This is a genomic window from Curtobacterium salicis (assembly GCF_011759505.1).
In the GTDB taxonomy this organism is placed as follows: Bacteria; Actinomycetota; Actinomycetes; order Actinomycetales; family Microbacteriaceae; genus Curtobacterium; species Curtobacterium salicis.
In genome coordinates, this window is sequence record NZ_JAAOYO010000005.1 from 14,076 (window position 1) to 34,016 (window position 19,941).

14 protein-coding genes are annotated in these 19,941 nt (G+C 72.7%); 6 read left to right on the forward strand and 8 right to left on the reverse strand.

Annotated elements, in window-relative coordinates; genetic code table 11:
• Positions 1-20: 20 nt before the first annotated feature.
• Both E9228_RS15020 and E9228_RS15025 read right to left on the reverse strand, forming a co-directional pair.
• On the reverse strand, positions 21-806 hold the full coding sequence (locus tag E9228_RS15020) for a dienelactone hydrolase family protein (RefSeq protein ID WP_166781364.1): 786 nt from the start codon (positions 804-806) through the stop codon (positions 21-23).
• A gap of 64 nt (positions 807-870) precedes the next feature.
• On the reverse strand, positions 871-2,292 hold the full coding sequence (locus E9228_RS15025) for a glucose-6-phosphate dehydrogenase (protein WP_166781365.1): 1,422 nt from the start codon (positions 2,290-2,292) through the stop codon (positions 871-873).
• 103 nt (positions 2,293-2,395) lie between these two features.
• Between E9228_RS15025 and E9228_RS15030 the strand changes: the two genes are divergently transcribed.
• The 4 genes from E9228_RS15030 (at position 2,396) to E9228_RS15045 (ending at position 8,947) form a co-directional block, all read left to right on the forward strand.
• A complete protein-coding gene (locus E9228_RS15030; RefSeq protein WP_166781366.1) occupies positions 2,396-3,613 on the forward strand; it encodes a Gfo/Idh/MocA family protein in 1,218 nt (405 codons plus the stop codon).
• Positions 3,610-4,533, forward strand: coding sequence for a sugar phosphate isomerase/epimerase family protein (locus E9228_RS15035; protein ID WP_166781367.1), 924 nt, complete (start codon positions 3,610-3,612; stop codon positions 4,531-4,533). The genes E9228_RS15030 and E9228_RS15035 overlap by 4 nt, the downstream gene beginning before the upstream one ends.
• A gap of 60 nt (positions 4,534-4,593) precedes the next feature.
• Positions 4,594-6,408, forward strand: a complete 1,815-nt coding sequence (locus E9228_RS15040; RefSeq protein ID WP_166781368.1) for a thiamine pyrophosphate-requiring protein — start codon at positions 4,594-4,596, stop codon at positions 6,406-6,408.
• Positions 6,409-6,556: 148 nt separating this feature from the next.
• The gene (locus tag E9228_RS15045) at positions 6,557-8,947 is read left to right on the forward strand and encodes a bifunctional metallophosphatase/5'-nucleotidase (protein ID WP_166781369.1); all 2,391 of its coding nucleotides are present in this window, start codon (positions 6,557-6,559) and stop codon (positions 8,945-8,947) included.
• Positions 8,948-9,260: 313 nt separating this feature from the next.
• Here E9228_RS15045 and E9228_RS15050 read toward each other — a convergent pair whose 3' ends face one another.
• The 3 genes from E9228_RS15050 to efeU are packed head-to-tail and all read right to left on the reverse strand — an operon-like array spanning position 9,261 to position 13,376.
• Positions 9,261-10,544, reverse strand: coding sequence for a Dyp-type peroxidase (locus E9228_RS15050; RefSeq protein ID WP_166781370.1), 1,284 nt, complete (start codon positions 10,542-10,544; stop codon positions 9,261-9,263).
• On the reverse strand, positions 10,541-11,788 hold the full coding sequence (efeO, locus tag E9228_RS15055; protein WP_166781371.1) for an iron uptake system protein EfeO: 1,248 nt from the start codon (positions 11,786-11,788) through the stop codon (positions 10,541-10,543). Before efeO ends, E9228_RS15050 begins: the two co-directional genes overlap by 4 nt.
• Positions 11,775-13,376, reverse strand: a complete 1,602-nt coding sequence (gene efeU, locus E9228_RS15060; protein WP_166781372.1) for an iron uptake transporter permease EfeU — start codon at positions 13,374-13,376, stop codon at positions 11,775-11,777. The genes efeO and efeU overlap by 14 nt, the downstream gene beginning before the upstream one ends.
• Before the next feature lie 70 nt (positions 13,377-13,446).
• Here efeU and E9228_RS15065 point away from each other — a divergent pair, with 70 nt between their 5' ends.
• The gene (locus tag E9228_RS15065; RefSeq protein ID WP_166781373.1) at positions 13,447-14,301 is read left to right on the forward strand and encodes a trimeric intracellular cation channel family protein; all 855 of its coding nucleotides are present in this window, start codon (positions 13,447-13,449) and stop codon (positions 14,299-14,301) included.
• Between the two features lie 288 nt (positions 14,302-14,589).
• On the forward strand, positions 14,590-15,228 hold the full coding sequence (locus tag E9228_RS15070; protein ID WP_166781374.1) for a TetR/AcrR family transcriptional regulator: 639 nt from the start codon (positions 14,590-14,592) through the stop codon (positions 15,226-15,228).
• 28 nt (positions 15,229-15,256) lie between these two features.
• On the opposite strand, the gene E9228_RS15075 is transcribed toward E9228_RS15070, so the two are convergent.
• From E9228_RS15075 to E9228_RS15085, 3 genes are read right to left on the reverse strand one after another with little or no spacing between them, the layout of a single operon-like run.
• Positions 15,257-17,593, reverse strand: coding sequence for a transglutaminase TgpA family protein (locus E9228_RS15075; protein ID WP_166781375.1), 2,337 nt, complete (start codon positions 17,591-17,593; stop codon positions 15,257-15,259).
• On the reverse strand, positions 17,590-18,924 hold the full coding sequence (locus E9228_RS15080) for a DUF58 domain-containing protein (protein WP_166781376.1): 1,335 nt from the start codon (positions 18,922-18,924) through the stop codon (positions 17,590-17,592). The genes E9228_RS15075 and E9228_RS15080 overlap by 4 nt, the downstream gene beginning before the upstream one ends.
• Positions 18,924-19,853 (reverse strand): AAA family ATPase, encoded by a 930-nt coding sequence (locus E9228_RS15085; protein WP_166781577.1) that lies wholly within the window; start codon positions 19,851-19,853, stop codon positions 18,924-18,926. Before E9228_RS15085 ends, E9228_RS15080 begins: the two co-directional genes overlap by 1 nt.
• Positions 19,854-19,941 lie beyond the last annotated feature (88 nt).

The following is a 19,941-nucleotide window of genomic DNA, read 5'->3' on the forward strand; positions in this document are numbered from 1 at the left end:
TCGGCGTGTCGCCCGGATCGTCAGGCGACGGTCGGCTCCTGGTCGAACACCTCGGCCAGGAACACCTGCAGCGCCTGCCACGAGCGACGGTCGGCACGCTCCTGGTACTGCGCGCCGTGGTCCGGTGCGTCGGTGCCCGGCACGGCGAAGGCGTGCATGGCGTCGGCGTAGGTGACGACCTGCCAGTCCACGTGCGGCACGGCGCGCATCTCGTCCTGCCACGCGTGCACGGCCTCGTCCGGGACGACGGGGTCGGCACCGCCGGTGAGGACCAGGAGCTTCGCGCGGATCTGGTCCGCGTCCGAGGGGTCGTGCGTGATGAGTCCGCCGTGGAACGAGACCGCCCCGACCAGGTCGGCACCGGTCCGGGCGAGTTCGAGCGCGCCCGATCCGCCGAAGCAGTAGCCCATCACGACGACCTTCGACGCGTCGACGTCCGGGTCGGCGAGCAGGCGGTCGAGACCGGCGCGCAGGCGAGTGCGGAACAGGGCGTTGTCGCCGTAGAAGCGACCGGCCACCTCGGCGGCGGTGTCGTCGCCCGGGCGGACGCCGGCGCCGTAGACGTCGGCACCGAAGGCCACGTAGCCGAGGCGCGCGAGCATCGTCACGCGTGCCTCGACGTGCTCGTTCACCCCGTGCCAGTCGTGGACGACGAGGACGGCCGGGCGCGGACCGGCGACGGCCGCGTCCTTCGCCAGGACCCCTTCGAGGTCGGCGCCCTCGGAGTCGTAGTGGACGGTCTCGACACGGATGTCGGAACCGGCGGGAGCGGGAACGGTCTGCAGGACGTCGTCTGTCGTGGTCACGTCTCCGAACGCTACGCCTGCTCCGCTACGAGCCGCCGTGACGATGTGGCGTCACGAGGCGTCGTCACGAGTCGACGTTGTCCCAGTCCTCCGGCCCACCAGAGCCGGCCGCGTAGTCGTCGAGCGGGGCCTCGCCGGAGCGCCAGAGGCTGAGGAACGGCTCGACGACCTTCCACCCCTGCACGGCGCTGTCACCACGGACGGACAGGGTCGCGTCGCCCTCGAGGACCCCGGCGAGCACCTCGCCGTAGGCACTGAGCCGGCCGGGGTTGAACGTCACCTCGAGCGCCGTGTGGTCGATCGTGTACGGGTCGCCCGGGCCGTTGACGTTGAGCTCGAGCTGCATCTCGTCCGGCGCGATCCAGATGCACAGGCGGTCCGGCTTGTGCGCCCCGGTCAGGCCGTCGGGCACGTGCGGCGAGTCCTTGAACGTGATGAGGATCTCGCGGCGCTGCTTGCCGAGCGCCTTGCCGGAGCGCAGGGTGAAGGGCACACCGGCCCAGCGCCAGTTCGCGACCTCGAGCTTCAGCTGCGCCAGGGTCTCGGTACCGAGCGACGGGTCCACCCCGTCCTCGTCCACGTACGACGGCATCGAGCGGTCCCCCACCGTGCCAGCCGTGTAGCGGGCACGCTTGCCGGCGGTCAGCGGGTCGCCGCCCCACGGGCGGACCGCCCGCAGCACGAGCTCCTTCTGGGTGCGCAGGTCCTCGGCGTCGATCGACGCGGGTGCCTCCATGGCGACCACGGCCATCACCTGCAGCAGGTGGCTCTGGATCATGTCGACCAGGGCGCCGGCCTTGTCGTAGTACCGGGCACGTCCCTCCAGTCCGAGGGTCTCGTCGTAGACGATGTCGACGCGCTCGACGTGCTGGGACGACAGCAGGGGTTCGATGATGCGGTTCGCGAAGCGCAGGCCGAGCAGGTTGAGCACCGTGGAGCGCCCGAGGAAGTGGTCGACGCGGTGGATCCGCGACTCCGGCAGGAACGAGTGCAACAGGTCGTTGAGGTGCTCGGCGCTCGCGGCGTCAGTGCCGAACGGCTTCTCGAGGGCCAGCCGCGTGTGTGCCGGCAGGTCCAGCTTCGCCAACTGCTCGCAGCTCTTCTCGGTCACCGCGGGCGGCAGGGCGAAGTAGATCGCCGGGTCGAAGTGGCAGTCGCCGAGCAGCGTCGTCAGGTCGTCCGGGGACGTGACGTCGGCCTTGCGGTACGACGACGCGTCGACCACTGCCTGGAGGCGCGGGGACAGCGCCGTCTCGCCGGTCGCGCCCTCGTCCTCCTCGTTCTTCGACGCCTGTGCGTTCTCGAACGCGTCGTGCACCAGCTGCTTCCACTCGGCGTCCGAGAGGTCCTCGACACCGGCGCCGACGAGCTGGATCTCCCAGTCCTCCTTGACGTCGAGGAGCGTCGCGAGGCCGGGCAGCAGCAGCCGCTTGGACAGGTCGCCGCTGGCTCCGAGGATGAGCAGTGTGGTCTGGAGGCTCGCCATGCCCCAGACCGTACTCATCGGATCCCGAACGGGGCCGGTCCGCGGCGCTACGGTGGTGGCGGTGTCGACGCGCGGGAGCGTCGACACGGCGCGAGGGAGCACCATGACGACAGAGGGCAACGTCCACGCACCCGGTGTGGGACAGCAGCTGGCCGGTCCACCACGGGCGACGACCCCGCGGGGCGGACGGCTCCGGGTCGCCGTGGTCGGCACGGGCATGATCGCCGCCGTGCACGTCCGGGCCGCCCGGGCCGCCGGAGCCGACGTGATCGGGGTCCTCGGCCGGAACCGCGAGCGCTCGGAGCAGGTCGCGGGGCAGCTGGGACTCGAGCGCGGGTACGCCGACCTGGACGCGGTGATCGCCGACCGCCCGGACGTCGTCCACGTCTGCACGCCCAACGACCAACACCACCCGCAGGCGCTCGCGGTGATCCGCGCCGGCATCAACGTCGTCTGCGAGAAGCCCCTGGCGGTGTCCGCCGAGCAGGCCGACGAACTCGAACGGGCCGCCGCCGAGGCCGGGGTCGTCGCGACCGTCCCCTTCGTCTACCGGTACCACCCGATGGTCCGCGAGATCCGATCCCGCATCGCCGACGGCCAGCTCGGCCGGGTGCTCGCCGTCCACGGTCACTACCTGCAGGACTGGATGCTCGACGAGAACGCGTCCTCGTGGCGGGTCGACTCCGGCGCCGGCGGCCAGTCGCGGGCGTTCGCGGACATCGGCTCGCACTGGTGCGACCTGGTCGAGTTCGTCACGGGCGAGCAGTTCGACTCGGTCAGCGCCGTCACCGACATCGTCCACCCGACGCGGCCCGCAGCCTCCGGGCCGTCGTTCTCCGGCACGCCCGACCCGGACCCGATCGCCGACGCCGGCCGACGGGCCGAGGTCACGACCGAGGACACCGCGGTCGCGACGTTCCGCACCGGCAGTGGCCGGATCGGCAACGTCGTCATCTCGCAGGTGTCAGCCGGCCGGAAGAACCGGCTCTGGTTCGAGGTCGACGGGATGCTCGGTTCCGCGGCCTTCGACCAGGAGCAGCCCGAGTCCGCCTGGTTCGGCAACGACATCGGAGCGCAGATCGTCGTCCGTGACCCGTCCCAGGGCTCCCCCGACCAGCGCCGACTGGCGGTCGTGCCGTCCGGGCACCCCCAGGGCTACGTCGACGCGTTCGCGGCCTTCGTCGCCGACACCTACACGGCCGTCACGACGGGCACCGCACCGGAGGGTCTGCCGACCTTCCGGGACGGCGCCCGGTCGGCACGCATCATCGACACCGTGGTCGCCAGTGCCGGCGACCTCGCCTGGAGGGAGATCCGATGAAGCTCGGCATGTTGACCGCCTGTCTGCCCGGGTGGGACCTCGACCGCATCGCCGACTTCGCGAGCGGCCAGGGCTACGAGCGGCTGGAGGTCGCGGTCTGGCCGGGCACCGGTGGCCGCGACTTCGAGGCGGCGCACCTGCCGGTCGCGACCCTCACCGACGACGACGTCCAGGCGACGCGGGCGCTGCTCGACCGCACCGGGCTCGAGATCTCCGCGCTGGCCTACTACGAGAACAACCTGCACCAGGACCCCGCCCGCCGTGACGAGGTGCACACGCACCTCAAGCACGCGGTCGACGCCGCACAGCGCCTCGGCGTCCCCTACGTCGGCACGTTCATCGGCCGCGACAACACCAAGAGCGTCCGCGAGAACATGGCCGAGGGCGACCGGGTCCTGCCCGAACTGCTCGACTACGCCGGCGAGCGCGGGGTGCGCCTGATCATCGAGAACTGCGTGATGGAGGGCTGGCACCCCGACGGCTACCCGGGGAACATCGCGTACTCGCCGGAGCTCTGGGAGTGGGTGACCGGGCTCGGCTTCGGCCTGAACTGGGACCCGTCGCACCTGACCTGGATCGGCATCGACCCGGTCGAGACGATCCTGCCGTTCGCCGAGCACATCGTGCACGCGCAGGCGAAGGACCTGGAACTCTTCCCGGAGCAGCGGAACCGGTACGGCTTCTTCGGCAAGGTCGACAAGGGCGACGACCCGTGGGAGATGGGCTGGTGGCGGTTCCGGGTGCCGGGTCGCGGGGTCGTGGACTGGCCGCACGTGGTCGACCGGCTGTACGAGGCGGGCTTCGACGGCACGCTGAGCGTCGAGCACGAGGACCCGCTCTGGGGCGGTGAGGACGAGAAGGTCCTGGAGGGCCTCCGGATCGCGCACCGGACGCTCCGGCCGCTCATCGCGGTGGAGTGAGCGCCGTCCGGACCCCGCGGTGCTGGGAACCCTGAAGACGCTCCGGAGCACCCTGGACGCGTGAGCCAGAACGTCAGCGAATTCGTCCTCGACCGCATCAAGGCATGGGGCGTCACGCGCGTCTACGGGTACCCCGGTGACGGCATCGGCGAGTTCGACGGCGCCCTCGGCAAGGCCGACCGTGCGGGTGAGGGCGTCGAGTACATCCGCCCGACGCACGAGGAGATCGCGGCGCTGATGGCGACCGCGCACGCGAAGTTCACGGGCGAGGTCGGCGTCTGCATCGCCACGTCGAGCCCCGGCGCCTTCCACATGCTCAACGGCCTCTACGACGCCCAGATGGACAACCAGCCGGTCGTCGCGATCGTCGGACAGCAGGGGCTGGCGGCCGTCGGGACGTTCACGCAGCAGGAGTCGAACCTGGAACGGGTCTTCGCGGACGTGGCCTGCTACGTGCAGACCATCGCGACGCCGGACTCCGCCGGGGTCGTCATCGACACGGCCTTCCGCACGGCGATGCTCCGGAAGCAGCCGGCCGTGGTCGTGCTCCCCCACGACGTGCAGGCGATGCCGTGGTCGGAGCCCGGCGCCGAGCACTGGGTGTCCCGCTCGAGCGATGTCCCGGCCTCCACCCGGATCACCCCGCCGGCCGAGGACGTCCGGAAGATGGCCGACATCATCAACGCCGGCGAGCGCGTGACCTTCCTGGTGGGCGCCGGAGCCCGCGGCGCCACGGACCAGGTGCTCGCCGCGGCCGGGAAGGCCGGTGCCGGGATCATCACCGCCCTGCGCGGCAAGGACGTCGTGCCCTCCGACGTGCCGTTCCACACCCAGCAGGTCGGGCTGCTCGGGTCGCGTCCGAGCCTGACCCAGATCAAGGAGTGCGACACGATCGTGCTCCTCGGCACCAACTACCCCTACGGCGAGTACCTGCCGAAGGTGGGGCAGGCCCGCGGCATCCAGGTCGACATCAAGCCCGAGCAGCTCGGCCTGCGGTACCCGAACGAGCTCAACATGTGGGGCGACGTCGGGGCGACGCTCGACGCCCTGCTCCCGCTGCTCGAGCAGAAGGACGACCTCGGCTGGCAGGAGAAGCTCGCCGACGAGATGCGTGAGTGGGAGGCCGAGATGGGCCGCCAGGCCGAGGTCGCCTACAGCGACGGAGTCAACCCGCGCCGCGTCATCCGCGCCGTGAACGAGCGTCTGCCCGAGGGCGTCACGGTCACCTGCGACGCCGGCACCACGGCGGACTGGTACGGCCACCACATCCGGCTGCGCCGCGGCATGCACGGCGACATGTCCGGCCGCCTGGCGACGATGCTCGCCGCGATGCCGTACGCCGTCACCGCGAAGTTCGCGTTCCCGGACCGTCCCGCGGTGTGCACGATCGGCGACGGCGCGTTCCAGATGCTCGGCATGAACGAGCTCATCACCGTGAAGAAGTACATGGACCGCTGGCAGGACAAGCAGCTGGTGATCGTGGTCATGCACAACGACGACCTCGGTCAGGTCTCGTGGGAGATGCGCACCGAGGACGGCAACCCGATGTGGCGCGGCTCGCAGGACGTCGAGACGATGGACTACGCCGGGTACGCCGAGCTGCTCGGGTTCCAGGGCATCGCGGTGCACAGCGACGACGAGGTCGACGCCGCCGTCGAGCGGGCCTTCGCGCACCAGGGCGTCACGCTCATCGACGCGTACGTCAGTCGGAGTGTCCCCCCGTTGCCGCCGCACATCACCGCCGAGTACGCGATGAACACCGCGAAGAGCCTGCTCAAGGGCGACCCGGTGGAGTTCGACGTCGTCAAGGACTCCGCGAAGGCGATGGCGGCCGAGGTCGTCGAGCGCGCGAAGGGTGCGTTCGGCCGCGACTGACGACGCTGTGACGGGGGTGTTCCGGCCGGTTGAACAACACGTGACGCCGGCACCCCCGCTCTGGCGTGTCGCCTGTGTGTCCTCGTAGGTTCAGGAGGTCGCGTCCCCCGTCCGGGGGCAGAACCACCACACCAGGAGTCCTCACACGATGAGCCCGTCCCACCACCCCGAGACCACCAGGCGGAGGCGCGGCATCGTCGCCGGCACCGCTCTCGCCACCGCAGGGGTCCTCGTCGCCCTCGGCGCGCCGACCACCGCGTCCGCCGCGGAGCCCGGGCCCACGACGATCGACATCGTCGACGTCAACGACTTCCACGGTCGCATCGAGTCCGAGGGCACCACGGCCGACAAGGCCGCGGGCGCCGCGAAGCTCGCCGCCGTCGTGCAGGCACAGCGCGAGGCGAACCCGAACACCATCTTCACGAGCGCGGGCGACAACGTCGGCGCCTCGACGTTCACCTCCTTCGTGCAGCATGACGACCCCACGATCGACGTCCTCAACCAGATGCACCTGGACGTCAGCGCGATCGGCAACCACGAGCTCGACAAGGGCCAGGACGACCTGACCGGACGCATCGAGGACCGCGCGGACTGGCCGTACATCTCGGCGAACATCGTCGAGCAGGGCACCACCGACCCGGCGTTCACCCCGTGGTCCATCGTCGAGAAGGGCGGCGTGAAGGTCGGCTTCATCGGCGCGACCACCGAGGCGCTCATCCCTGGACTCGTCAGCCCCGGCGGTGTGCAGGGGCTCGCGATGGCCCCGATCGTCAGTTCGGTGAACCGCTACGCCGACGAGCTCACCGACGGCGACGCCGCGAACGGTGAGGCCGACGTCCTCGTCCTGCTCGTCCACGAGGGCGCCACCACGGGCGCGCGTGCAGACGCTGTCGGCAGCGGTGCCTTCGGTCAGATCACCGGGAAGGTGTCCTCGAAGGTCGCTGCGATCGTCTCGGCACACACCCACGCGATGTACGACCACGAGATCGCCGGCCCGGACGGCACGGTCCGCCCGGTGATCCAGACCGGCTCGTACGGCATGAACTACGGCCACCTGCGGCTGACCGTCGGCGCGGACCGGAAGCTCTCCGGCATCAGCGCCGAGGTGCTGCCGCTCAACACCGCGACCGCGAAGCCGACGGACACCACCTCGGTCGACGCCGTCACGAAGACGGTCGCCGACGCCAAGGCGATCGCGGACGTCAAGGGCAAGGAGCCGCTCGGCACCATCACCGGCGACCTGCGCCGCGCCGTGCAGTCCGACGGCACCACCGAGAACCGTGGTGGCGAGTCGACCCTCGGCAACAACATCGCCGAGGTGCAGCGCTGGGCCACCGAACGCCAGGGGTCGCAGATCGCCTTCATGAACCCCGGCGGGCTCCGCACCGACCTGGTCTACGCCTCCAGCGGCGCGGGCGACCCGGACGGCAGCGTCTCCTACAAGGAAGCCGCGCTCGTCCAGCCGTTCGCGAACACCCTGGTCACCGAGGACCTCACCGGGCAGCAGATCAAGGACGCCCTCGAGCAGCAGTGGCAGCCGGACGGCCTCGAGCGTCCGTTCCTCAAGCTCGGCGTCTCGAACGGCTTCGCGTACACGTACGACCCGTCCGCCGGTCGCGGCGAGCGCATCACCGGCATGACCCTGGACGGCGAGCCGATCGCGCTCGACCAGACGGTCAAGGTCACCGTCAACTCGTTCCTGTCGACCGGTGGCGACAACTTCGCGGCCTTCGCAGCGGGCGCGAACAAGGCCGACTCGGGTCAGGTCGACCTGCAGGCGCAGGCGGACTACTTCGCGGCCCACGACGCCGTCGAGCCGCCGACGGACCAGCGTGCCGTCGGCGTCACCACGACGCCGGTCCCCGCGGGCGGCTTCCAGCCCGGTGACGACGTGACGGTCGACCTGTCCTCGCTGGTGTTCAGCAACGCCGGCGACCAGAGCGGCGACGTGACGGTCTCGGCCGGTGACCAGGTGCTCGCCACGAGCCCGATCGACACCACCGTCATCGACAAGACCGACGAGCAGGGTCGCGCCTCGCTGACCGTCACGGTCCCCGAGCCGGGCGTCGCCCTGCCCGCGGAGCCGGCAGCCCCGTCGACCGCGTCGACGCCGGCCGCCACGGCCGTCGAGACCTCGGACGAGCCGCTCGTCGTGGGGCTGCCGAACGGGCAGCAGATCACGCTCGCCGTGACGATCCCGCTCGCGGTCGTCCCGGAGCCCGGCACCGACCCGGGTGGCCCCGTCGACGGTTCCGACCCGACCCCCACCCCCACCCCGTCACCCGTCCCGGGCGGCGGTGGCCCGGGCGTCGGTGACGGCGGCCTCGGCGGCTCCGGCAGCGGGACCGGCAACGGGGTCGTGCCGATCGCCGGTGGCGCGATCGGCACCGCGGACGGAGGCGCACTCGCGTACACGGGAGCCGAGCTCGCTGCTCCGGCCCTCGCAGCCGGGCTGCTGCTCCTGGCCGGCTCGACCGCACTCGTGCTGGTCCGCCGGAAGCGTGCCGCGCACGACGTGGGCGAGCGCGCGGAGGGCTGACGCGCCTCCCGGCTCGCCGATGCGTGACGGGCCCGTCCACCGACCGGTGGGCGGGCCCGTCTCGTGTGTCTGGCCCGGAGTGCTCGTCCTGGAGGCCGGGAGGCCCGTCTCCCGAGATCCGGTGGCCGCACGCGGACAGCACGGTCGGTTTCCGCATGTCACCGCGGTACGCTGCACCGGTCGCCACGCGCGATGCGCCGCGCCGGGTCGCCGGACGGTGGTTCCGCCCGACCGGACCCCGCGACGCGGGTGTCCTCCGCCTCCAGGGAAACGGCGGAGGACACCCTTCTCCCACCCGCGCGACGCTCGCGGCTCAGCGGAAGAGCTGTTCGCCGATGTACGAGCCCTTGCGGGGTGCCGGCGGGACCGCGAAGACCGCCGATCCGATGTGCGCGATGTACTCGTTGAGCCGGTCCGACGCGCCGAGTCTCCGCTGCAGCCGGGTGAAGTGGTCCGGGTCGTTCATGTACGCCACGAACAGCAGTCCGGCGTCGAGCTGCCCGTACTGGTTGAGGCCGTCCGTGTAGTTGTAGCCGCGGCGCAGGATCTTCACGCCGTCGTTCGCCTCGTGTGCGGCGAGGGCGACGTGCGAGCGGGGGTCGATCGCGGGTGCCCCGTGCGCGGTCGCGTGGAAGTCCGGCGTGGTGTGCTCCTGGCCGCCGGAGAGCGGCGCCCCGGAGACCTTCGTGCGCCCGAACACGCGCTGCTGGTCGCTGACGACGTCGGCGTCCCAGATCTCCAGGTTCATCCGGATCTTCCGGACCACCTGGTACGTGCCGCCGGCCATCCAGTCGGCGTCGTCGTCGAGCCAGACGAAGCGGTCGTGGTCAGCGTCGGTGGTGATGTTGCGGGTGCCGTCCTTGAAGCCCATGAGGTTCCGCGGGGTGGCCTGGGTCGGTCCGGCCGAGGCCCGACCGAAGCCGAGGACGGTCCACTTCACGGTCGCGCTCCCCCGGGCCATCCGCGCCAGGTCCCGGACCGCGTGGTACGCGACCTGCGGGTCGTCGGCGCACGCCTGCAGGGACAGGTCGCCGCCGGTCAGGCCGGACTCGAACCGGTCGCTCGGCAGGGACGGCAGCTCCGCCAGGTCGGCCGGGCGCTTGCCGGCCAGGCCGAAGCGCTCGTCGAACACCCCGGGGCCGAGGCCGACCGTGACGGTGAGGGACGCGGGCCCGAGGTCGAGCGCCTCGCCGGTGTCCGCGCCGACGCCGTCCCCGTGCGCGGGTTCGACGCTGCCGATGGTCTGGCCGGCCTGCAGCTGCGCGATCGCGGCGGACCAGCGGGCGAGGAGCACCTGCAGTTCGGTCGCGGTGCCGAGGGTCAGGTCGAACGTCATGAACACGCAGTGCCGCTGCGGGTCGGTCCGGATGCCGCCCTGTGGCGCACCGGACGCCGTCGCGTAGAAGGGGTGGCTGCGGGACATGTCGACGGACTCGTCACCGTTCGCCGCCGCCGCGAACGGGTCGACGCCGCTCGCCACCGCGGAGCCGGCGATCCCCGCCGCCGCTCCGACGCCGGCGCCCGCGGCGGCCAGGCCGGCTCCGAGCAGTCCCCGGCGCGAGACGCCCCGGGTCTCGTCCTCGTCCCGGCGGTTCACGCGGTGGCGACCTTCTCGGCCAGGCGGGACAGCGGGTCCTGCAGTGCCTGGACCTGCTGCGAGATCGCGTTCGCGTGTTCGGCGCGGGTGGCGGCGTCCCAGGTGTCGAAGCCCCCGAGGTCGTCGGCGTTCCGGAAGCCGTCCATGAGCCTGTTCGTGGCGTCGAACTGCGCGGCGATCTGCTTCGTCAGCGTCGGGTCGACCTTCGTCAGTCCGGGCTTGAGGTACGCGAAGGCCTGGCGGGAGCCCTCGACGTTGGCGGCGAGGTCGACGAGGTCGATGTGGCTGTAGGCCTCTTCCTCGCCGGTGATCTTGTTCGACTGGACCTCCTCGAGCAGGCCCGCGGCACCGTTGGCCAGGTCCTCGGGCTTGTAGTCGAGCGTCGGTACGAGCTTCGCGAGCAGGTGCACGTTCGTGGCGAGGTCGTCGGCGTACCGCTTGGTGTCGGCGGTGATCGCACCCGTCGCGAAGAGGTCGCGCTCGACGGCGTGGAACCCGCTCCAGCCGACGGCCGGGTCGGCATTCGAGGCGCGCATGTCGATGAGGTAGTCGAGGTTGCCGGCGTTGTCCGTCGCCTCGTGGCCCTTCTTCACGAAGCCGTCGACGTCGCTCTCGACGTGCTCGTAGTACGGGCGTGCGTTCGCGTAGTCGGTCTTCGCCGCCGCCAGGTCGCCGGCGTCGATGTCCTTCTGGAGCTCGTCGACCGCGGTCACCATGTCGGTGACCTGGCCGTCGACGTAGTCCGCGTAGCCCTTCGTGCCGTCCTGCAGCAGGCTCGCGGCGCTGCTGTTCGCGGTCGACTTCACGGAGCCGGTGACGGTCAGGTCGGTGAGCTCCTGCTCCGCACCGGGGCAGTACACCTGGTACTTCCCGCCGGTGAGCGTGGCGGTGAACGAGACGGGGTCGAGTCCCGGTGCCAGGTTCTCCTTCTCGCCGAGGATCCGCTGGTCCTGCAGCAGCTCGACCTCGGTGATGGCGGTCGAGGACTGGTTCTCGACGGTGAAGGTCACGGGTCCGGCGGCGACCTTCCTGCTGCTCACGGCGCAGCTGTCCGAGCCGTCGTTCGTCAGGGTGATGGTGACACGGGCGACCTTGCCGGAGGTCTCGGTGGCGTCGCCCGCCAAGGCCCCGTTGCCCGCGCAGCCGGTGAGGGCGAGTGCCGCGACGGCGCCCAGCGCGCCGAGGGTGACGAGGCGCCCCCGCGTGGTCAGGGGTCGGACGGTGGTCGCTCTACCGAACGGCATCGGTGCTCCTTGCGGTCGCCGTGGCGGGAGGGCCACGGGTGGGGGTGGTCGAGGGGACGGTCGTGTCGGGCAGGCCGAGGCGTCGGCGGTCCCGGAGGGCGAGCAGCACCTGCGCGGCGGCGGCGATGCCGAGTGCGAGGGGCAGCCAACGGGTCCAGAGCGCGAGTTCCGCGGCGTGGGTCCGGTCCGCCGCGAGGGCGGCGGTCGTCCGGTCGACGGTGCCGCGCGGCACCGCCCAGACGGTCCGGTCGAGCGTGCTGGTCCGGGCGGTCGGGAGGCCCCCACCGGTCAGCGTGAGCACCGAGCGTTCCGAACGGCTCGCGTCCACCACCCCGCCGTCGACGCTCCGGAGCGTCACGGTGTCGCGGGTCGCCCAGGAGGCCCGGTACGGCCCGGGTGCGCTGTTCGGCGAGATGCCGACCGGGATCCGGCCGAACAGCCGCACGAGGTCGTCGAGCGTCAGGGTGGCGGGCTGGTCGGCGGCCGCTCGGTCGGCGGTGACCCGCCAGCGGTCGGTGGCGGTGCCGGCGCCCACGACGCGGCGGTGGGCCGACGCGGGGAGGGTGATCCGGGCCTCCCGGCCGGAGCTGTCGGTGCTGCTGCCGACGACGCGCAGGGTCGCCGTGGACCCGGTCACCCGTGCGGTGACGGAGCGGGCGTCGCCGGTGACGCGGGCGGTCGTGGGGACCTCGGTGTGTCCGGCCGGGACGGCGACGGCGAGCGCGAGGGCGGCGACCGCGAGTCCGGACGCGACCGCGATGCGGACGGCGGGGACGCGGACGGCCGACGGCTTCCACCGGCGCGGCCAGAGCGACAGGGCCAGGACGGGGACGACGTAGAGGACCCAGCCGAGCACCTCGATGACGCGCGGGTCCGGCGGGATGCCGAGCACACCGGTGACGAGGGCGCCCTGCACGGAACCGTTCGGGGCGAGCCAGCCGAGGTCGACGGTGCGCTGCTGGCCGATGACGACCCAGCCGGCCTCGTGCGCACGGCGGAGCACGGTCAGGACGAGCCCGCCGGCGACGAACACCAGGAAGACGCCGGTGCCGGTGAAGAACTTCGCCAGGTCGAGCCGGACGCCGCCGGTGTAGATGCCGTACCCGACGACGACCGCGGCCGCGATGCCGATGACCGCGCCGAGGGCGGCGAGGCCGGTGTCGCGCGACGCCTGGAAGGTGGCGAGGAGGAAGACCGAGGTCTCGAAGCCCTCCTTGAGGACGGCGAGGAAGGCCATGCCGGCCAGGGCCCAGGCGGTGCCCCGGCCGAGGGCGGCGGACGCGCTGGCCTCGAGCTCGCGGCTGAGGTGGCGGGCGTGGGTCCGCATCCAGACGATCATCCCGGTGACGAAGACCACGGCGACGATGCCGATGACGGCCTCCATCGCCTCCTGCTGGGCCTGCGGGAGCGCCTGCTCGACCGCCTGCAACCCGAGCCCCACGGCGATGCTGAGGAGCACGGCGACGCCGACCCCGGTCCACATCGGGGCGAGGGGAACGCGGTTCCGTCGGAGGAACGCGGCGATGATCCCGACGATGAGGGTGGCTTCGAGGCCTTCGCGGAGACCGATGACGAGTGTGGCGAGCATGACGAAGGTGAGGCTAACCTAACCGACGCGCGAACCGCCAGCCGGGGACGTGTGCGCTTTGATGGTCCTCATGAACCTGCTGACCGTGGACGGCCTCGCCGCCGTGACGAACGTGCTCGACCTCGCCGGGGTCTTCGCGTCCGCACTGCTCGGTGGCGCGGTCGCACGGTCGATGGACTTCGACCTGTTCGGGTTCCTGGTCGTGGGGTTCGTCTCCGGGCTCGGCGGGGGCATGCTCCGCGACGTCCTGCTGCAGAACGGACCACCCGTCGCGCTCACCGACCCCCTCTACGTGCCGGTCGCGGTGGCCGGGGCGCTCGTCGCGTTCTTCGTGTCGTTCTCCGAGCGCGGGTGGGACCGGCTGTTCACGTTCCTCGATGCCGCCGTCATCGGGTTCTGGGCGGTGGTCGGGGTCCAGCGCACCTTCGACGCCGGGCTCGAGTGGCCCGCGGCGATCATCATGGGCACGATCACCGCGGTGGGTGGCGGCGTCGGCCGGGACCTGCTGCTGCGACGCGTACCGGCGGTGTTCGGCGGCAACGCCCTCTACGCCTCCGTCGCCGTCGCCGCCTCCGCGGTGATGGTCGGCGCGTCCGCGCTCGGCTCCCCGACCATCGGGATCGTCGCCGCCGTCGTGCTCTCCCTGCTGCTCCGCTGGGGCGCCGTCCGCTGGGGGTGGGGCCTGCCCAACGGCCGCAACTGGCAGCCGCAGTCCCGGCTCGCCTCGCTGCTCCGACGCGGACGCGGACGGGCGCGGGCTCCGCGGCCGGTCCGTCCCGGCGCGATGCGGCTGCTCCGACGCCCGGGCCAGCGCGACGGCGCCGGCAGCGTGCACACCGGGAGCATCCGCCTCGACGGCACGCACACCGCCGGGCTGCGCCTCGACGCGGACGCACCGGATCCCGCGGAGCGCCGCGAGGACTGAACCGGGGACCTGTCCCCGGCGTCCGCCTCGTCGTACACTCGAGACCGCCGGGTATCGACCCGGCTGTGCCCCCTGGGACGACGAACCGACGTGACCCGAAGACGGCGGTCCGGCCGCAGGGTGTGCAGGCACCATCCGTGCCGGCACGAGGGGCCACCGCTCCGCGCGGGATCAGACACGCGGTGCGGTCCCCCGGGCCTGCCGACGGCAGCACCGGTCACGACCCGACGAGCACCGCCGCGACACCAGCTCCACCCGCACAGCAGAGTCCCGGAACAGGATCCTCCGATGACCGACGCAACCGACCCGGCGCGACCCGGGACACCGGAGGACGACAGCACGCCGGTCCCCCGGACACCACGGTCCGAGGTCCGGGAGCGTCTGCTCGCTGCCGGCTCCCAGGTCTTCGCCGAACAGGGCGTGCACGAAGCCCGACTCGACGCCGTCGCCGCCGCCGCCGGCTTCAGCAAGGGCGCGGTGTACTCGAACTTCTCCTCGAAGGAGGACCTGCTCGCCCAGGTCATGCAACGCGCCACGAACCGCGTGCTCCTGTCCCTGCAGGAACTCGTCCGCATCGACATCAGCGCCGCCGACGTCGGCGACGTCGTCCGGGCAGCGTTCGGCCGCCACGACCAGAGCGCACAGTTCGCCCTGCTCTCGGAACTGCGCGCCTACGCCATGCGGCACCCGGAGTTCATGCCGGAGTTCGTCCGGCAACGCCGCACGCTGCAGGACGGGGTGCGCGAACTCGTCCACACCTGGTTCGCCGCGCACCCCGAGGTCGACCCCGGCATGCCGCTCGACACCTTCGCGACGATCCTCATCGCCACGAACACCGGCATCGTGTTCGACGCCCCCGCCCTCGACGGGACCGACCCCGGCGACGCGGTCGCGACGATGGTGGAGGCGGTGCTCCGGACGCGCTGAACCGCCGGCGGCCCCAGCGGCCGCCGGGTCAGCCCGCTGCCGCGGCCGTTCGTCCGGGCGGACGTCCCGAGGGCAACAGGCTCGGCGGGAGCAGCCGGGACCGGACCACACGGCCGCGGGAGACGGCGGCGTCCAAGGCGGCGCGTGCCTCCTGGACGGACCGGAGGAGCGCGCCGGTGTCCGCTCGACCGTCAGCGGCGAAGCGCTCCTGGTCGACGGCGTCGACGACCGACCGCAGATGCGGCAGCACGGATGCCGGGACGTTCGACGCGAGGCGACCGAGGACGGCACGCGCCGTCCGGGCGACCGCGGCGGCGTCCCCCGGCGGTGCCGAACCGGGCGCGAAGCCGTGGTCGGCGACGTCGTCGAGCAGTTCCCGCCAGGCGGTGACGGCCGGCTGACGACCCGCCGCGACCGCACCGAGGCGGCGGTGCCGTCGGGTCGCCCGGAGGACGCCGGGGGCGCCGAGGACCGCGAGCGCGGCGAGCACCGCGACCAGCGCGCCCCACGGGACGGACCCGCCGCCGGTGCTGCCCCCGCCCGCGGCCGCGGACGTCGGAGTCGGGGTGGCACTCGCCGAGGCCGACGGCGGGGTGGTCTCACCGGGGGCGGGCAGCGGCGTCTCACTCGCCGCGGCCGACGGCGTCGCGGTCGCCGAGGGCTTCGGCTGCGCGGCCTGGTCGGAGTCCGGGGTGGGCTCGAAGGACACCCAACCGGCCCCGCGGATGTAGAGCTCCGGCCACGAGTGCAGCTGGCGGTTCGACACCGTGTACTGCCCGTCCTCGCGGTTCGCCCCGGCGCGGTACCCGACGGCGATGCGGGACGGGATGCCGAGCGTCCTCGCCATCACGGCCATCGCGGACGCGAAGTGCACGCAGTACCCGGACCGCTCCTGCAGGAACCGTGCGACGACGTCCATGCTGTCGCCGTCGTAGCCCTGCTCGACCGGGGCGGTCTCGGAGTAGGTGAACAGGCCGCTGCGGAACCACTGCTCGAGTGCCCGCGCCTGGTCGTAGTCGTTCGTGGCCCCGGCGTCGACCCGCGCCGCGGTGGTGCGGATGACGTCCGGCAGGTCGTCGGGCAGGTCGGTGTCGGTCCGGAGTTGCTGCTGGGAGGGACGGAGGAACCCCTGCCCGTCCGCCTGCGACAGGCGTCCGGAGGCTGCGACGGCGTCGAGGTAGGCGTTGGCGGACACCGAGGCGCCGTACGCCTCGTAGGTCGCGCCGCGCCGGGTCGCCGGGCCGGCGGAACGCACCGTGTTGGTGTCCCCGGACCAGCGCCACTGGGTGAGGTCGAGGTTCGTGGACTTCGACTCCACCGACATCGCACCGGAGGGCAGCGGCAGGTAGTTGCTCGACAGCCCGGTGATCTGCACCGTGACGTCGCCGCGGTCCGCCAGCCGCGGGTTCACGCCGTCGACCCGGCGGGGCTGGTCGGCGGTGTCCGCGGTCGAGGCGTCGGTGACGGTCGGTACCCAGTCACCCGTGCCGAACTCGTCGAGGTCCGCGAGCTTGAGGTACTTCGGCTGCCCGTCGGAGGACCGGTAGCGGAACACCTCGAGCTCGTTGGGCCGCCGCAGGTCCTGCCCCAGCTCGAGCAGCGTGCCCGGGCGCCCGGGTTGGATCGGTGACTGGATCGCGCCCGTCACGCCGGAGAGCCAGCCGGCGTTGATCGGCACCAGGACCGGCAACCCGATCGCGACGACGAGCCCGATCGCCCCGACGACGGCGGCCGGGAACACCCGTTGCACCGGCCGCACCGAGGTCCAGAGCAGGGCGAGGAACGCCACGGCGGTGCAGACGACGAGCCAGCCGGACGGGGCCTCGCCGGTGATGATCCCCGGCACCAGGAGGATCACCAGGGCGGGGGCGGCGGCGAGCGCGGCGGTCGGCGCGACCGCGGCCAGGAAGAGCGAGGCACCGGCGACCCACGCGATCGACACGGTGACGACCAGCCGGATCGAGTCGGTCTGCGGCAGCGGTGCCGGGTTCAGCCGGATCGCCGCGAGCGTCTGCCCGAGGGCGCCGTTCCGGTCGAGCCAGCCGAGGGGCGCGGTGTCGTTGAGGAGCGCGGCGGCACAGGAACCGAGCACGAGCGTCGCGACGAGTGCCACGAAGCGCACGCCGCGCGGCCGGGTCCGGACCGCGAGCAGGACGGCGACGAGCACGGCGGCGAAGACGACGCCGGACAGCCACCAGGAGACGCCCTGCACGAGCGGGCGCATGGCGAGCGCGGCGATGAGCACGGGGATCGGGGCGAGCGCGACGACCCAGGCGTCGGGGGTGTCCGGACTGCGGTCGTCGCGGTCGAGGACCTCGCGCACGTCGACGTGTTCACGCTGCCGGCTCGGACTGGTGGCGGTCATCGGGTGCGTCCGCTCACGGTGGTGCCGGGCACCGGGATCACGAGCACGCGCCACCCGGCACGGTCCATGATCCCGCGGACCACGGGGTCGGGGGCGACGACGGTGACGAGCACACCGCGGCTCGACCCGTTCGTCGCGGAGACGAGTTCGGCGGCTTCCTCGGGGCTGCAGTGTCCGGTGACGACGGCGGTCATGCCGTGCACGTCGCGACCACGGACCCCGTGCAGGACCTCGGTGAGTTCGCGGCTGTCGGCGCGGACCTGCACGTCGGCGAGACCCACGAGCACCTCCGACAGTCCGCCCGCGTCACCGCTGTGCCGCACGTCACCGCCCGGACCGTCGCTGACGAGCGCGACCCGTGAGGTCCGGGCCGACAGTGCGCGGGCGACGCTCGCGGCGACGACGACGGCGTGCTCGAACGCCTGGTCACCGCCCAGGTCGGACAGCTCCGCCAGGTCGTCGCGGCCGAGCTGCTGGTACGAGGAGCGGCGTACGTCGAGGGCGACCACGGCCTCCGGCGGCTGCGCCTGCGTGGTCTGGCGGACGTGCAGGACACCGCGCTTCGCGCTCTGCCCCCAGTGCACCCGGCGGATCGGGTCGCCCGGCCGGTACGGGCGGAGTTCGCTGTCGTCGGCCGAACCGCCCTGCCCGACACGCCCCTCGTCGGCGGACACCGCGCCGGCGAGGGCGCCGGTGTCGAGCGCGGCCAGCGGTGTCGACCCGGGCACCACGACGACCTCCTCGGGCGCGACCACCGGACGGTCGATGCGGAGGAGCCCGAACGGGTCCTCGACGCGGACCGTGACCGGGCCGAGGAGCGCCCGACCACGGTGGATGGCCAGCGCCTCGACGTCGAGCACCGCCGGCGGGGCGCCCGGGCCGATGGTGACGAGCGACGCGGCCTCGCTGGTGCTGACGAAGAGGTCGTCGAGCTGTTCCCGGACGAGCAGCGTCGACCGCGGGGCGAACCGCACCCCGGACCCGCTGAGCGTGATCCGCTCCCGGTACACCTCACCCACCTGGACCATCGCGCGGGGCGCCGACCGGGAGGCACGGAGCGGCGCCGCCACGGCCAACGCGGTGACCACACCCGAGACGACGAGCACCAGGAGGAGCAGGCCCGCCGACACGGCGACGCTCATCGACGCGACGAGTCCGCCGCCGACCAGCCCGATGCCGACCGCCAGGACGGTCCAGCCGCGGAGCGTGGGTCGGGGGAACGGCGTCCGACGGAGCATGCCGAGCGCACGGCGGCCGACTCGGGACAGCGCCGAGCCAGCCGCGCCCGCGCGGAGCGCGAACGGGCGGGCGGCGGGGCGCTGGTCGGCCATCAGGAGCGGACGGGGGTCGCGGTGAACGGCACCGCGGTGTCGGAGACGATCCGGACGACGATCTCGCGAGCGGTGTCCTCCGCCGAGCCGCCGAGGCCGCGCGCCACCGGGACGAGCCGGTGTGCGAGGACCACCGGGGCCAGGGTCGCGACGTCGTCCGGGGTGACGAACGGCCGGCCGAGCAGCGCGGCGTGGGCCCGGGCGGCCTGGGCCAGGTGCAGGGTCGCCCGCGGGCTCGCGCCGAGGAGCAGGTCGGGGTGCATCCGGGTGGCCCGGACGATCTCGACGACGTACGCCTCGACGTCCGCGGCGATGTGGACCGTGCGGACGGACGCGATCATCGCACGGAGCGTGTCGACGTCGACGACCGGTCGCAGGTCCGCGAGCGGGTCGTGGCCGCCGCGGGCAGCGAGCATGCGCCGCTCGGCACCGGGGCTCGGGTACCCCATCGCGATGCGCGCCATGAAGCGGTCGCGCTGCGCCTCCGGCAGGGGGTAGGTCCCTTCCATGTCGACCGGGTTCTGCGTCGCGACGATCATGAACGGGGACTCGAGTGGCCGGGTGACGCCGTCGACGGTGACCTGCGACTCCGCCATCGCCTCGAGCAGTGCCGACTGGGTCTTCGGACTGGTGCGGTTGATCTCGTCACCGATGACGACGTTCGCGAACACCGGTCCGGGTGAGAACCGGAAGGTGCCGGACGACTGGTCGTAGATGTTCACCCCGGTGACGTCCGAGGGGAGCATGTCGGAGGTGAACTGGATGCGGCTCACCGATCCGCCGACGGACGCACCCAGGGCCTTCGCCAGCACGGTCTTGCCGACCCCGGGGACGTCCTCGACGAGCAGGTGACCCTCCGCGAGCATCACGGTCAGGGCGGTGCGGATGGCCTCGGTCTTGCCGTCCACCACGGTCGCGACCGACGCCATGACGGCCGCCCCCGCGTCCTGGATCCGGTCGATCGGGACTGTGTGGTGGGTCAGCTCCGGCACGCAGGTCTCCTCGCCGCTGGGTCGA

Coding starts and splice junctions, on each gene's coding strand:
- E9228_RS15030 (WP_166781366.1), top strand. CDS start 2,396: ATGACGACAGAGGGCAACGTCCACGCACCCGGTGTGGGACAGCAGCTG.
- E9228_RS15075 (WP_166781375.1), bottom strand. CDS start 17,593: ATGACCGCCACCAGTCCGAGCCGGCAGCGTGAACACGTCGACGTGCGC.
- E9228_RS15070 (WP_166781374.1), top strand. CDS start 14,590: ATGACCGACGCAACCGACCCGGCGCGACCCGGGACACCGGAGGACGAC.
- efeO (WP_166781371.1), bottom strand. CDS start 11,788: ATGCCGTTCGGTAGAGCGACCACCGTCCGACCCCTGACCACGCGGGGG.
- E9228_RS15080 (WP_166781376.1), bottom strand. CDS start 18,924: ATGGCCGACCAGCGCCCCGCCGCCCGCCCGTTCGCGCTCCGCGCGGGC.
- E9228_RS15025 (WP_166781365.1), bottom strand. CDS start 2,292: ATGGCGAGCCTCCAGACCACACTGCTCATCCTCGGAGCCAGCGGCGAC.
- E9228_RS15045 (WP_166781369.1), top strand. CDS start 6,557: ATGAGCCCGTCCCACCACCCCGAGACCACCAGGCGGAGGCGCGGCATC.
- efeU (WP_166781372.1), bottom strand. CDS start 13,376: ATGCTCGCCACACTCGTCATCGGTCTCCGCGAAGGCCTCGAAGCCACC.
- E9228_RS15085 (WP_166781577.1), bottom strand. CDS start 19,853: ATGGCGTCGGTCGCGACCGTGGTGGACGGCAAGACCGAGGCCATCCGC.
- E9228_RS15035 (WP_166781367.1), top strand. CDS start 3,610: ATGAAGCTCGGCATGTTGACCGCCTGTCTGCCCGGGTGGGACCTCGAC.
- E9228_RS15065 (WP_166781373.1), top strand. CDS start 13,447: ATGAACCTGCTGACCGTGGACGGCCTCGCCGCCGTGACGAACGTGCTC.